The organism is Halocynthiibacter sp. (assembly GCF_049608145.1).
In the GTDB taxonomy this organism is placed as follows: Bacteria; Pseudomonadota; Alphaproteobacteria; order Rhodobacterales; family Rhodobacteraceae; genus Halocynthiibacter.
This window is the reverse complement of sequence record NZ_JBMYXF010000024.1, coordinates 367-14,032: the sequence shown is the minus strand read 5'-3', so window position 1 is coordinate 14,032 and position 13,666 is coordinate 367. Positions and strand designations below refer to the sequence as shown.

14 protein-coding genes are annotated in these 13,666 nt (G+C 51.9%); 3 read left to right on the top strand and 11 right to left on the bottom strand.

All coding sequences use genetic code 11. From position 1 onward, the window contains the following. Position 1 precedes the first annotated feature (1 nt). The 7 genes from dxs to ACPGUT_RS09015 all read right to left on the bottom strand — a co-directional run bounded on the left by dxs (position 2) and on the right by ACPGUT_RS09015 (position 5,711). The gene (dxs, locus tag ACPGUT_RS09045; RefSeq protein WP_423990553.1) at positions 2-1,942 is read right to left on the bottom strand and encodes a 1-deoxy-D-xylulose-5-phosphate synthase; all 1,941 of its coding nucleotides are present in this window, start codon (positions 1,940-1,942) and stop codon (positions 2-4) included. A gap of 18 nt (positions 1,943-1,960) precedes the next feature. Next, entirely contained in the window at positions 1,961-2,827 is an 867-nt protein-coding gene (locus tag ACPGUT_RS09040; RefSeq protein WP_423990551.1) for a polyprenyl synthetase family protein, read from the bottom strand. Continuing rightward, positions 2,828-3,061 (bottom strand): exodeoxyribonuclease VII small subunit, encoded by a 234-nt coding sequence (locus ACPGUT_RS09035; protein ID WP_423990549.1) that lies wholly within the window; start codon positions 3,059-3,061, stop codon positions 2,828-2,830. Further along, positions 3,058-3,984 (bottom strand): histone deacetylase family protein, encoded by a 927-nt coding sequence (locus ACPGUT_RS09030; protein WP_423990547.1) that lies wholly within the window; start codon positions 3,982-3,984, stop codon positions 3,058-3,060. Before ACPGUT_RS09030 ends, ACPGUT_RS09035 begins: the two co-directional genes overlap by 4 nt. A gap of 29 nt (positions 3,985-4,013) precedes the next feature. Further along, a complete protein-coding gene (locus ACPGUT_RS09025; RefSeq protein WP_423990545.1) occupies positions 4,014-4,430 on the bottom strand; it encodes a hypothetical protein in 417 nt (138 codons plus the stop codon). 70 nt (positions 4,431-4,500) lie between these two features. Beyond that, positions 4,501-5,199, bottom strand: coding sequence for a response regulator (locus ACPGUT_RS09020; RefSeq protein WP_423990543.1), 699 nt, complete (start codon positions 5,197-5,199; stop codon positions 4,501-4,503). After that, positions 5,196-5,711 carry a MarR family winged helix-turn-helix transcriptional regulator gene (locus ACPGUT_RS09015; RefSeq protein WP_423990541.1) on the bottom strand — a complete coding sequence of 172 codons (516 nt, stop codon included), beginning with the start codon at positions 5,709-5,711 and terminating at the stop codon, positions 5,196-5,198. Before ACPGUT_RS09015 ends, ACPGUT_RS09020 begins: the two co-directional genes overlap by 4 nt. A 185-nt stretch (positions 5,712-5,896) precedes the next feature. Here ACPGUT_RS09015 and ACPGUT_RS09010 point away from each other — a divergent pair, with 185 nt between their 5' ends. From ACPGUT_RS09010 to ACPGUT_RS09000, 3 genes are all read left to right on the top strand, one after another. Further along, the gene (locus tag ACPGUT_RS09010) at positions 5,897-6,763 is read left to right on the top strand and encodes a branched-chain amino acid aminotransferase (protein WP_423990539.1); all 867 of its coding nucleotides are present in this window, start codon (positions 5,897-5,899) and stop codon (positions 6,761-6,763) included. 90 nt (positions 6,764-6,853) lie between these two features. Next, a complete protein-coding gene (locus tag ACPGUT_RS09005; protein WP_423990537.1) occupies positions 6,854-7,291 on the top strand; it encodes a hypothetical protein in 438 nt (145 codons plus the stop codon). A 117-nt stretch (positions 7,292-7,408) separates the two neighbouring features. Continuing rightward, positions 7,409-9,520, top strand: coding sequence for a methyl-accepting chemotaxis protein (locus ACPGUT_RS09000; protein ID WP_423990535.1), 2,112 nt, complete (start codon positions 7,409-7,411; stop codon positions 9,518-9,520). A 74-nt stretch (positions 9,521-9,594) separates the two neighbouring features. Here the strand turns inward: ACPGUT_RS09000 and leuB are convergent, their stop codons facing one another. The 4 genes from leuB to leuD all read right to left on the bottom strand — a co-directional run bounded on the left by leuB (position 9,595) and on the right by leuD (position 13,573). Continuing rightward, entirely contained in the window at positions 9,595-10,698 is a 1,104-nt protein-coding gene (leuB, locus tag ACPGUT_RS08995) for a 3-isopropylmalate dehydrogenase (protein ID WP_423990533.1), read from the bottom strand. A 72-nt stretch (positions 10,699-10,770) separates the two neighbouring features. Continuing rightward, a complete protein-coding gene (locus ACPGUT_RS08990; RefSeq protein ID WP_423990617.1) occupies positions 10,771-11,796 on the bottom strand; it encodes an endonuclease/exonuclease/phosphatase family protein in 1,026 nt (341 codons plus the stop codon). Between the two features lie 47 nt (positions 11,797-11,843). Further along, positions 11,844-12,683: a hypothetical protein gene (locus tag ACPGUT_RS08985; protein ID WP_423990531.1), complete on the bottom strand. Its 840-nt coding sequence runs from the start codon at positions 12,681-12,683 to the stop codon at positions 11,844-11,846. A gap of 284 nt (positions 12,684-12,967) precedes the next feature. Beyond that, complete coding sequence (gene leuD, locus ACPGUT_RS08980) at positions 12,968-13,573, bottom strand: 3-isopropylmalate dehydratase small subunit (protein ID WP_423990529.1); 606 nt, start codon at positions 13,571-13,573, stop codon at positions 12,968-12,970. Between the last annotated feature and the right edge of the window lie 93 nt (positions 13,574-13,666).

Genomic DNA, 13,666 nt, shown 5'->3' with positions numbered 1-13,666 from the left:
ATCAGGCGCGTTTGCTGGCGATGTCGGCGACGCCCAGAACTTCAAGAACTTTCGCCTCAATCCCGGACGCATTCAGACCCGAAGCTTCATACATCGCGTTTGGCGAGGCGTGATCTTCGAAGACATCCGGCAATGTCATAGACCTATATTTCAAACCACCATCCAATGCGCCTTCATTCAGAAGCATCTGCGCCACGTGACTGCCAAAGCCGCCAACAGAACCTTCTTCTATGGCGATCAGCGCTTCGTGGTTTGTCGCAAGATCAAGGATCATATCCTTGTCCAAAGGTTTGGCAAAACGTGCATCAGCGACCGTCGGCGTGATGCCTTTTGCAGACAAGGATTCGCAGGCTTTCATCACCTCTGACAGACGGGTGCCAAAGGATAGAATTGCGACTTTTGCGCCTTCCTGCACGCGACGTCCCTTCCCGATTTCCAGAACTTCGCCGCGTTCAGGCAGATCAACGCCCACACCTTCGCCTCGCGGATAGCGAAAGGCAATCGGGCCAGTATCATGGGCGGCGGCGGTGGCCACCATATGCATCAGTTCGACCTCATCCGCCGCGGCCATCACCACAAAACCCGGCAGGTTCGTGAGGAAGGCTATGTCAAAACTGCCCGCATGGGTCGCGCCGTCATTTCCGACAAGCCCTGCACGGTCGATGGCAAAGCGCACGGGCAGGCCCTGCACCGCCACATCATGCACCACCTGATCATAGCCACGTTGCAAGAAGGTCGAATACATCGCACAGAATGGTTTCATTCCGCCAGCGGCCAGAGCGGCTGCAAATGTCACCCCATGTTGTTCGGCAATCGCGACGTCAAAACACCGGCTGGGATATCGTTCTGCCATCAGGTTCAGACCAGTACCATCCGGCATCGCAGCGGTCACAGCGCAAATTTTATCATCTTCAGCGGCATGTTTCACCAAAGCATCGCCAAATACTTTTGTATAGCTTGGCGCATTTGAAGGGGTCTTTTTCTGTTTACCCGTCAATACGTTAAACTGCGCGGTCGCGTGACCTTTGTCAGCGGCCATTTCAGCCGGACCGTATCCTTTGCCCTTTTTCGTGGTCACATGGATCAGCATCGGCCCCGTCGCGCGTTCATGCACTGTACGCAGAACAGGCAGCAACTGATCCATATCATGACCATCAATCGGACCCACGTAAGAGAAACCAAGCGCTTCGAACAAAGTGCCGCCAACGGTCATACCTTTCAGCATATCTTTGGCACGTTTCGCGCCTTCGCGGAACGGTTCGGGCAGCAGGCTGACTGCGCCACGGGCGGCTGATTTCAACTCTTGGAACGGTGCGCCAGCATATAGCTGGGACAAATAAGATGACATTGCGCCAACAGGCGGCGCAATCGACATTTCGTTGTCATTCAGGATCACAAACAGACGTTTGCCCAGATGTCCGGCGTTGTTCATCGCCTCATAGGCCATGCCTGCAGAAATCGATCCATCCCCAATCACCGCGATCGCATCGCCCAGGCCATGATCCGGTGCCCCCCCTAGATCGCGGGCAACTGCAAAACCCAGAGCCGCAGAAATCGAGGTCGAAGAATGCCCGGCACCGAACGGATCATAGGCGCTTTCGGTGCGTTTGGTGAAACCAGACAACCCGCTTTCCATACGCAGGGTGCGGATACGATCACGACGACCGGTGATGATCTTATGCGGATAACATTGATGGCCCACATCCCAGATCAGACGATCCTTAGGCGTGTCAAAGATCGCATGTAGTGCAACAGTCAGTTCCACCACACCAAGACCAGCACCCAGATGGCCACCGGTTTCAGAAACGGCCGAGATCGTTTCCTGACGCAGTTCATGCGCCAGTTGCTTTAACTCGGCATCGGACATGGTCTTCATGTCCGCAGGGGTTTTCACCCGGTCAAGCAGCGGTGTCTGAGGGCGTGGATTTGTGTCTTCGCTCATGGCGTTTATCCTGATGGATTAGCTGTCGCGGGCAATAACGAACTCTGCCGCCTGGCGCAAGTTTGCGGCTTTGTCACCATAACCGTCAAGGGCGTCACAGGCTTCTGCGACAAGGTCACGCGCACGGGTTTTCGCACCATCCAACCCCAGAAGGGATACAAATGTGGCCTTGCCCGCGTCCGCATCTTTATTCACACGCTTGCCAGTTTTCGCCGCATCACCTTCCACATCCAGGATGTCATCGGCAATCTGGAAAGCCAGACCCAGCGCATTGGCGTATTGCCGCAAAGGTTCGCGGTTGCGTTCGGCCATGATCGCACCTGCCTCAGCGGACCAGCGGATCAATGCACCGGTTTTGTTGCCCTGCAGTTCAGTGATTTCATCAAGGCTAAGGGGTGTTTTGGCGGTTTCAGCGGCGATATCCTGTGCTTGGCCAAGAACCATTCCCCGTGCACCCGCGGCCCGGGCCAGTTCTGTCACAAGGTTCAAGCGCACGTTCGCGGATCCGATTTCAGCCCAGGTCAGCAGTTCAAACGCCAACGTCTGCAACGCATCCCCCGCAAGGATCGCGGTGGCATCATCCCATTTCACATGCACCGTCGCACGGCCACGGCGCAGATCATCGTTATCCATTGCAGGCAGATCGTCATGCACCAGAGAATAGGCATGCAGGGCTTCAACCGCAGCGGCGGCATAGACAGATTGTTCGGGGGCAATCTCGTACAGACGCGCGCTTTCCTGCACGAGAAACCCGCGCAGGCCTTTGCCGCCATCCACCGCATAATGCATCGCAGCATTGACCGGCACAGAATGCAGCCCATGCATCACGGCCTGCAAACAGGCCTGCGTGCGTTGTGCATCTTGTTTTAACTGTTCCTGAAACACTTAAAGCGCCTCGGTGCCCTGTGCGGCCCCGTCTGGACCAAGGGTGATTTTGGCCACTTTTTCTTCAGCTTCGCGCAGTTTGGTTTCACAGTGTTTCTTCAGTTCCGCACCGCGTTCATACAATGAGATCGACTGATCAAGCGGCACATCACCCCGTTCCAATTGGCCAACAACGCCTTCCAGCGCGGCCATGGCCTCTTCAAAACTCATCTCGGTAACGGCTGTTTCGCTCATGTCGCGTGCTCCATCAATTCCTGTACATGGGCGGCGCATGCCTCACCCAGGGCTTTCAGATCATAACCGCCTTCTAAGGTGGACACCACCCTGCCCGCGCAGACCTTTTGCGCCACCTGACATATTTCACGTGTGATCCAGGCGAAATCTTCCGTCTGCCAGTTCAGCCCGGCCAGAGGATCACGTTCGTGGGCGTCAAAACCGGCGGAAATGATGATCAACTCTGGTGCTTCGCGTTCCAACATCGGCATCACACGATGCGCCCAAGCCGCACGCATTTCCACGCTGCCCGTACCACTTTCCAATGGGATATTCAGCATCTGCCCGTGTGCGCCACGTTCATTGCGCCCGCCAGAGCCAGGATACAGAGGCATCTGATGGGACGACACAAAGATTGCGCGCGGTTCATTCCACAACAGATCCTGGGTGCCGTTGCCATGGTGTACGTCAAAATCCAGCACCGCGACTTTATTCAGCCCGTGATGATCCAACGCGTATTTCGCGGCAATCGCCGCATTGCCGAACAGGCAGAACCCCATAGCCGTTTCAGTTTCTGCGTGATGACCAGGCGGGCGGCTGGCGACAAAGGCATTGCCGGCCTCCCCATTCAGAACCATATCAACGGCGCGCGTCACCCCACCAACACCACGCAAGGCCGCTTGATGCGATCCGGGCGCCATATGGGTGTCACCATCCAACGTATTCCAGCCACTTTCGGGCACTGCGCGTTCAATACGATCAATATAATGTTGCGGATGACACCGTAAAATGTCCTCCATCCGCCCCAATGGCGCGTCCTCAGCATGCAGGTCATACCCAGCCAACACGTCACGGATGATCTCCAGACGCGCCACCTGTTCCGGATGCCCCGAAGGCGTGACATGCCCGTCACATTCCGCATGTGTAATAAATGCTGTCTTCAATATCGTATTCCCAGCGTTTTCAAGAACATCTAATTAATGGCACCTGTAGATTTCGCAATCGCCCTCAATATTTCTTCTATATTTTCGGTATGCCCTGTTGTTGCCTTGACACTCAAAGTCACCTCTTGCGCAAGAGCACTAGTATCTGACTGGGTCTCTTTCATCGCGCTCAATATGTCAGCGATATGATTGCCACCAACATACCCAACCAAACCGACAATCAAGGTAATAACAACTGCCGTGGCAGCGATCATGCGAAACAAATATCTCGTATATTTATCGACGACATTTTCCTGCTCTATCGCTTGCTCTATGCGACGCTCCAGTACAGAAATCATTTTTTCGTATTCAATTTTGGTATGCGCCAGCTGAATCGCTATTTGATCCACATTACGTGAGACCGATCCATCCGAACCCATACGTCCCTTATCAAACCCATCGTTCATAATACCCTCCCGACAATACCACCCAATAATACCACACAAGGCGTGTCAGAACTATATTCCTGAAGCGATATCAATCCGGCGCCAACATATACCCTTCACCGCGCACGGTCTGAAGGTAGCGCGGTTGTTTCGGGTCAGCTTCGATCTTGCGGCGCAGACGTGTGATTTGCACATCAACGGCCCGTTCCTGCGCCTGTCCACCGGACCGACCTAGATCTTCGACCAGTTGCGCACGGCTGACAGCGGAGCCGCTTTTTTCTGAAAAGATTCGCATCAACTGGCTTTCCGTCGCGGTCAATCGCACAAGCCCTTCGCCCTGCCACATCTCCCCCCGGTCCACATCGTAGCGCACTGGGCCAAGGTTTAGAACCTTTGGCCCCTGATTTTGCGTCTGTTCTGCCGGCGCGCGTCGCAGAATTGCATTTACCCGCAACAAAAGTTCGCGCGGCTCAAACGGTTTCGCAAGATAGTCATCGGCGCCTGCCTCAAGCCCCTGAATACGGTCTTCTGTTTCGCCCCGCGCTGTCAGCAGAATAATCGGCGTTTTCAGTGTATCACGTAAACTGCGGGTCAGCGTGATGCCATCTTCGCCCTGCATCATCACATCCATAATGATCAGGTCAAATTCCAACCCCGACAGAATTTTGCGTGCATGCGCGGCATCCCGGGCGGTCGAAACAAGAAAACCATTTCGAATCAAAAACTTCTGCAAAAGCGTCCGAATACGTTCATCATCGTCTACAATAAGCAGATGAGCGTCATTGTTCATCGGTTTTCACCCTCGCGCATACGATTAAACCGGCGTCTCATATCCGGATCCATCATTGCTTCTAGCACTTTGCGAAAGCCCTGCACAGCCTCAGGACCTGCGGCGGAATAAGCTGCACGCATCCGCGCACGCTGTGCATCTGACAAAGACCGATCCAGCGCATTGCCAGTTTCCGTCAAAAACAGGTGCCGTTCACGTTTGTCTTTCGTGCCGACACGGCTTTCCACCAGACCGTCTTCGATCAAAGATCGCAACACGCGGTTCAGGCTTTGTTTGGTCACGCCTAGAATGGCAAGCAAATTATTCACCGTTGTTCCCGGAGTGCGCCCGACAAAGTGAATCGCCCGGTGATGCGCCCGCCCATATCCGCTATCGGCAAGAATACGGTCTGGATCCGCCGTAAAGCCACGATAGGCAAAGAACATCGCTTCGCTGCCTTTCAGCAGCTGTTCATCCGTCAGAAACAGCAGCCCGCCGCCATCTAACGCATCTGATCCCGGGGTGTCATCCATGCACGATCCTCTTTACCGATGCTTCATCACATTTTTTACGATTTTATGTCAGCTATGTTGACTTTCCAAGAATCAATTCGTACCAATCATCACTTTTTACGCAATAAAATGTCCGAACCGGACCTTTTCGCGTAACTTTCGCAAAATCCCACAGCAATGTCGGGAAACTGATAAGGACCAAAGCAATGACCGGCTATGATGACCGCGACGGCAAAATCTGGATGGATGGCAAGCTGATTGAATGGCGCGATGCCAATGTCCATATTCTCACCCATGGGTTGCACTACGCTTCGTCTGTGTTTGAGGGCGAGCGCGTCTATGACGGCAAGATCTTCCTGTCGCGCAAGCACTCTGAACGCCTTCACAAATCCGGTGAACTGATGGATATGCCCATCCCTTACACCGTAGATGAAATCGAAACAGCAAAAGCAGAAGTCGTTGCGGCCAATGGCCTGACCGATGCCTATGTACGTGTTGTTGCTTGGCGTGGTTCTGGCGAAGATATGGGTGTCTCAGCGGCGCGCAATCCTGTGCGTATGGCTGTTGTTGCCTGGTCTTGGGGCAATTATTATGGCGATGCCAAGATGAAGGGCGCAAAGCTTGACATCGCGAAATGGAAACGCCCAAGCCCAGAAACCATTCCAACTGCAGCCAAAGCCGCAGGCCTTTACATGATCTGCACCATGTCCAAGCACGCAGCAGAGGCCAAAGGCTGTTCCGACGCATTGTTCTTGGATTATCGCGGCTATGTGGCCGAGGCGACAGGCGCGAATATCTTTTTCGTGAAAGACGGCGAAGTGCACACACCCCTGCCGGATGCGATCTTGAATGGTTTGACCCGCCAGACTGTGATTGGGATGCTTGAAGAAAAAGGCATCAAGGTAAATGTTCGCCACATCATGCCTGAAGAACTGGCTGATTTCGAACAATGTTGGCTGACCGGTTCCGCAGCAGAGGTTACGCCTGTTGGCCAGATCGGTGATTACACCTTTGAAGTGGGCGATATCGCCCGCGATATTTCAGAAAGCTACGAGAAACTCGTTCGCTCCTGATATCCAGCTGTAATGAAAGACACCCGGGGGCATTAACCATATTAAAATGCCCCCGGGATACACTAGCGAAACCTCGGACGGAGATTTCGCATGCCAGATGCACCCGGCACCACCCCCAGAATTGTTGTCAGACGTTCTGAAAATAAGATCCTGACGTTGGTTCTTGTCTTTGTTTTTCTAGCAGCACCGGCCACCCTTAGCGCAGTTTGGTTTAAATACACCGGCCGCGCTGCACCTTTGGCAATCACCCGTGAACAACAGGCCTTGCAAGGGCTGGAAAATGGCGTGGCGATTATCGCGATTGTTGATCTTGGCACCAGCGGCACACGTAACCCACAAGACGTCCGCCGCCTGTTACAAAGCGGTTTTTCCCGACATGGCGAAGATGTTGTCGTAACCTTCACGTCTTCAGGAAACGCCGCGGCAACCGTCATTTATCGTGTTGGTTCAAATGAATTCGGACCATTGCCCCTTGGATCTGCGGGGCAGAACATACGCATGGCTGTAGATGCCTATAGAATGCATTGACACCGAAAGGGCAATCGACGTCACAGGGATTTAGCTGAACCATGAACAGCAGTCGTTACCAATACTTAAGCCTTTTAATTTATGTAAGTTCCACAGTTATGGTAAAGGATACGATTGATGGGCTTTCTGCGAAACAGAATTGGCAATGCCAACCAGGACATGGCACTGGAAAACACGGCATTGATACAGGCACTAAACAAAGCCCAGGCTGTTATCTGGTTTGATCTTGAAGGAAATATTCTGGATGCAAATGATAACTTCCTTCAGGCCGTAGGATATTCTTTGGACGAAATCAAAGGCAAACACCACCGGATCTTTGTTCCGCCACGTATTGCAAATTCGTCCGAATATAAGACATTCTGGTCTAAACTGGGCAGTGGCAAGCCAAACATCGACACCTTTGAAAGGGTTAAGAAAAACGGCGACCCAATCTGGATCGAAGCGTCTTACAATCCTGTGCTGGACCATGACGGGAACCCTGTGAAAATTGTAAAGTTTGCAACAGACGTCACCCAGACCAAACTGATCGAACAGAACGCCACCGGACAGTTGGACGCAATTTCAAAGTCACAGGCTGTCATTGAGTTCACCCCAACGGGCACAATTCTTTCTGTGAATGAGAACTTTGAATTGGCAATGGGATATAGCGCGGATGAAATTATTGGCAAACATCACAAAATGTTCGTCGGCCCTGAATACGCCAATAGTACCGACTACAGCCAGTTCTGGGAACGCCTTGCTGATGGGGAATTTCAGGCCGGAGAATTTAAACGTTTTGCAAAGGGCGGACGCGAAATCTGGCTTCAGGCCAGCTACAATCCAATCTTCGACGCAGATGGAAATGTCACGAAAGTTGTGAAATTTGCATCTGACATCACAATTGAAAAGTTAATTGCAGCAGATGCCCGGGGTCAGCTATCCGCAATTTCGAAATCTCAGGCCGTGATCGAATTTAACCTGGACGGCACTATCATCACGGCAAATGACAATTTTCTGGATGCCCTTGGATATTCTCTGTCGGAAATACAGGGGCAGCACCACCGGATATTTGTAGATGACAACACACGACAATCCGATGAATATCAAAGGTTCTGGCAATCCCTAAAGCAGGGGGAATTTGTCGGTGGTGAGTTTATGCGCATAACAAAGGACAATCAGGAAATTTGGATACAGGCGACCTACAATCCAATTTTTGATGCCGATGGAAACCCTTTTAAAGTTGTGAAATTTGCAACTGACATCACGCGACGCGTCCAGGTCGTAGAAACAATCGCCCGCTCTTTACAACAGTTGTCATCCGGCGACCTTACGATCAGTATGAATGAAGACTTCCCGGAAGAATTCGAACGAATCCGTCTGGATTTCAACGCAACTGTGACCTCTTTGCTGGCTGCCGTTAAAGATATCGTCAGCAACACTTCGTCCATCCGGGGGGATGTGACGCAAATTTCGGCCGCTTCAGATGACCTGGCAACGCGCACTGAAAAGCAGGCCGCCGCACTGGAAGAAACCGCCGCTGCCGTGGATGAGCTGACCGCATCCGTTCTCTCGGCAACAGAGCTGGCAGAAACAGCCAAACGTATGTCTCACGACACAAAGGATTCCGCCCAGAAAAGCGCATCCGTGATGAGCGATACCAAAGCCGCGATGGAAAAAATTTCTGATAGTTCATCCAAGATTTCCCGCATCATTGGTGTCATTGATGAGATTTCGTTCCAGACAAATCTACTGGCTTTGAACGCTGGTGTCGAAGCCGCCAGAGCGGGCGAAGCAGGTTTGGGTTTTGCGGTTGTCGCCGCCGAAGTCCGTGCCCTTGCGCAAAGATCATCCGACGCGGCCCGGGAAATCGCAGAGTTGATTTCAGCATCTGCGGATGAAGTGAAAAACGGGGTTGAACTGGTAGGCAATGCTGGCGTCACAATTTCCGAGGTCGAAAAATTGATCATAGCCATCAGCGAAAGGGTTGATGAGATTTCCTCATCTTCGCGAGAACAATCAACCACCCTGAAGGAAATCAATACCGCAATCAATCAACTGGATCAGGTAACCCAAGAGAACGCTGCCATGTTCGAAGAAAGCAATGCAGCCACCCAAAACCTAAGCCAGGCCGTGAATACGCTTTCCGAAAATACTTCATCATTCCAGGTCGAAAGCCCCGGTGATAACGAAGAGCTGGAGAATTGGCGCCAGGCACAGCAATCTGATGCCGGGATCGCTGAAAATGCCTGACTAAAATCTCATCAAAGAAATACCGTGTCGGCGTAGGCCGACACGGTATTCGTAATCTTCATAACTTCTAAAAATCAGAGGCTGGCGTCCAGCGCCGCAACCACTGCATCACCCATTTCTGATGTCGAAGCTGGCTTACCGCCATCAGCCTGCATTAGGTCAGCTGTGCGCGTGCCATCCGCCAACACTTTTTCAACGGCTTTCTCTAGGCGGGTCGCTTCGGTGCCCTGATCAAAGCTATACCGCAGCGCCATGGCAAAACTAAGAATACACGCCGATGGGTTGGCTTTACCTTGCCCCATGATATCAGGCGCGGACCCATGAACAGGTTCGTACATCGCTTTTGGACGGCCATTTTCCATTGGCGCACCAAGGCTTGCAGATGGCAGCATACCCAGAGAGCCGGTCAACATCGCTGCGCAATCAGACAGAATGTCACCAAATAGATTGTCCGTTACGATCACGTCAAACTGCTTTGGTGCACGTACCAGCTGCATCGCACCGTTGTCTGCGTACATATGCGACAGTTCCACCTCAGGGTAGTCTTTCGCAACTTCGTTCACCACATCGCGCCACAGAATACCGCTCTCCATGACATTGGCTTTTTCCATGGAACACAGTTTTTTGTTACGACGCATCGCCATCTCAAACGCAGAACGGGCGGCGCGTTCAATCTCAGATTCGGTATAACGCTGGGTGTTGATCCCGACACGTTCGTTACCCTCTTCAAAAATGCCACGCGGCTCGCCGAAATACACACCAGATGTCAGTTCGCGAACGATCATAATATCCAAGCCTGCAACGATATCCTTCTTCAGAGAAGAAAAATCCGCCAACGCATCAAAACACTGCGCCGGGCGCAGGTTGGCGTAGAGATCCATTTCCTTGCGCAAGCGCAGCAGGCCACGTTCAGGTTTAACTGAAAAATCAAGGTCGTCATATTTTGGTCCGCCAACAGCACCCAGCAAAACAGCGTCAACTTCCTGCGCCTTTGCCATGGTATCGTCATGCAGCGGCACACCGTATTTATCGTATGCAGCACCACCCACAAGGTCTTCGAACACATCAAAAGTCAGCCCGCGTTTATCACCAAACCAGCTGATAATTTTACGTACTTCGACCATAACTTCCTGGCCGATGCCGTCACCTGGAAGAATAAGAACTGATGGGTTGCTCATGGGGTATCCGATCATATAAATCTGCGTTGCACCCGAGTAGCGTTTGTCACGAGGGAGGTCAAGAATACTGCGCTAAAACGCGATATCCACCCAGATCAAGCGATGTGTCGATGCCTCATTTCCTGATCCGTCTTCCGGCCAAAATACCCCTAAATCTACGATATTCAGATGCGCCGACGGCAGGATATAATCCACACGCATATTTCCGGGCCCACCATCAACATCAGGCCAATCCACGGTATCTAGCGCTGGGTCACCAAGATGACTGTCATTGATCCCCCCCTGATCGACTGACGCTTTTATTCCCCCGATCGAAGATTGGGACGGATCCTGCACACGTGGATCCGACAAAAGAGAATGCAAGGCCCCTGCCCGACCACCGCCATCAACCGGGTCCAAATTGAAACCACCAAGCAAGATGAAATCATCACCATAAGGGATGAAGGGCAGGTCCCCATCCATGAACCGCAACCAAAATACAGTTTCATCATGATTCCGACGGCCGTTTCTGTCTTCCGGACCATCAAAGACTGGAGGACCGGCCGCCATTGTCCACAGATATAGAATATTCCCGTCTGGCAACATGGCAGGCAATTCCCAATGTGACACAGATGAAAGGCGTTGAACCGATCTAGCCATATCAGATGGCGTAAACTGATCCGATGTATAAGGCTGGTTTGCACCCGGTAGGTCTTTCCAAAGAAAATCGCTGAAATCCCGCATGTCATCGGTCTGCAGTGGCAGCTTGGACATAACTGCCATTCCACCATTCCCGGCAAAACGGCCGAACCCTTGGGCATCGCTGGCATCACCTGTGTACCCATCGCCGTCAAGATCCAACCCAGTCGCCATTCCCGCATTCGGCATTCTGGCAAAAAGATATGGATAAGCCACACCGGCATCTTCTAGGGCTTCCGAAAATGCAGTCAACGCCTCTAAATCATGATCGTAGTCAAATTTCTGCAACACCAAAATATCTGGGGACACCTGCGAAATGATCTTGGTCAGGGCAGAAATCTGATCGTTATCGCCACGTAATATGTCACGCAACAACAGCCCCGGCCCATCTCGATCTAGACCAACATTGTAACTTGCGATGCGTAAAATATCTGCCCGCGCACAACCAGCTGTGGACAGGCAGATTATCAGGCAGGCACATATCCATCTGCAACAGAGCGTTCGTAAGACTGACGCCGTTGCTCCCGGATCATGTAAGCGATGCGCCCCATGGCAATGCCGCGCATAAAGAGACTTGCAGGCAAAAACGCCCATATCGCCACCATCCAGATCAGTGTTTGCGAAGACGATAAAGCACCGGGATCAAACAGTATTGCAGCGGAACTCATCGCCATCGGGATCAAGAATGGCAGGATAAATCCTAACAAAATATTAATGCGCGCATCACGAAGCAAGCGGGCGACGACGTCTCCGCCAGATGTAGGGTCGAATGTTGGCAGGTTAATCCAAACATTAAAAACCCGATCCTTAGCAGGCCAACTTTGCAACCGCATCAGGATGGCGAACACCGCCAGAGAGATAAGAGAAATCAGGTAACTTACCCCAACCAGCGCCCGGATAAGAAGCACGCTGGAGGCGTCGCTGTCTTCCGGAAACATGCCGATCACCAGCCGGACCGGGCTGCCCGGAAAATCCATCGAAAACCCGATCAACGCGCCGATTGCTGTTACGAATTGCGTCAGTGCGGTCACTTCGTACTGGCCACGAACCACGATCGCGCCCAGCAAAACTGTCAACAGCAACGATACAAACCTGACCCGGTTGAACGGTGGTGCATCCCTGAATTCGATCAGGCTGGGATAGGCCGAAGCGTATTCAACAAACACGAGAATTGCGGAAAACAAGGCAACCAAGGTGACAATCTGGGCCGTTTCTTGGCTTTGTGCAGGTAAAACCAGTGTCGGTGATGCGATCAGCAAAACGACAGCCAAAGCCCTGATATATGCGCCCGTAAATTGTGCGACCAATGTATCTTGTCCTGTGATACGGGCTCTGTGATCTGAGTGAGCCACGTCATTTCAATACGCACCACGAAACAATTCAAACAAAATACTTGCCTTCTTTTTGTCGCTTTTTACAGGAACTTTCAAGAAGTAGTTAAACAAACCTTCATAAATACATGCTTCAGAACAGAAAAATCACAACGCACATGGCGTAATTTTTCATCCACCTGAAAAATTAACCATAAAAATGCCACGGTCCGGCAGAATCACTTCTGCCGGACCGTGTAGCTTTCTGTGTTGAAACAGGATCAGACCCAGGGCCGCGCCTGCGAAGCTTTTGCTTCAAACGCGTCGATGGACGATTTCTTTTCCATTGTCAGGCCAATGTCATCAAGACCTTCAAGCAGGCAATGCTTTTTGAATGCATCAACGTTGAACGTCACAACGTCGCCATCTGATGTGGTGATTTCCTGGGCTTCCAGATCAACGGTCATACGGGCATTTGCACCTTTTTCCGCGTCCTTCATCAACAGATCAACTTGTTCCTGTGGCAGAACGATTGGCAGGATGCCGTTCTTGAAACAGTTGTTGAAAAAGATGTCAGCAAAGCTGGTGGAGACCACACATTTGATGCCGAAATCCGCAATCGCCCAAGGTGCATGTTCCCGCGATGACCCACAACCAAAGTTGTCGCCCGCAATCAGGATTTCCGCAGAACGGTACTGTGGTTTGTTCAGAACGAAATCTTCGATCTCGGTGCCATCACGATTGAAACGCATCTCATCAAACAGGTTTTTACCAAAACCCGTACGCGCGATTGATTTCAAAAAGATTTTTGGGATGATCATATCAGTGTCGATGTTGACCAACGGCATAGGCGCCGCAATCCCGGTGAGTTTTTCAAACTTTTCCATGATTTTGGTTCCTTAAATCAGTTCACGAACATCGGTCAGGCGACCGGTCAGCGCAGCAGCGGCTGCCATGCCAGGAGACACAAGGTGCGTACG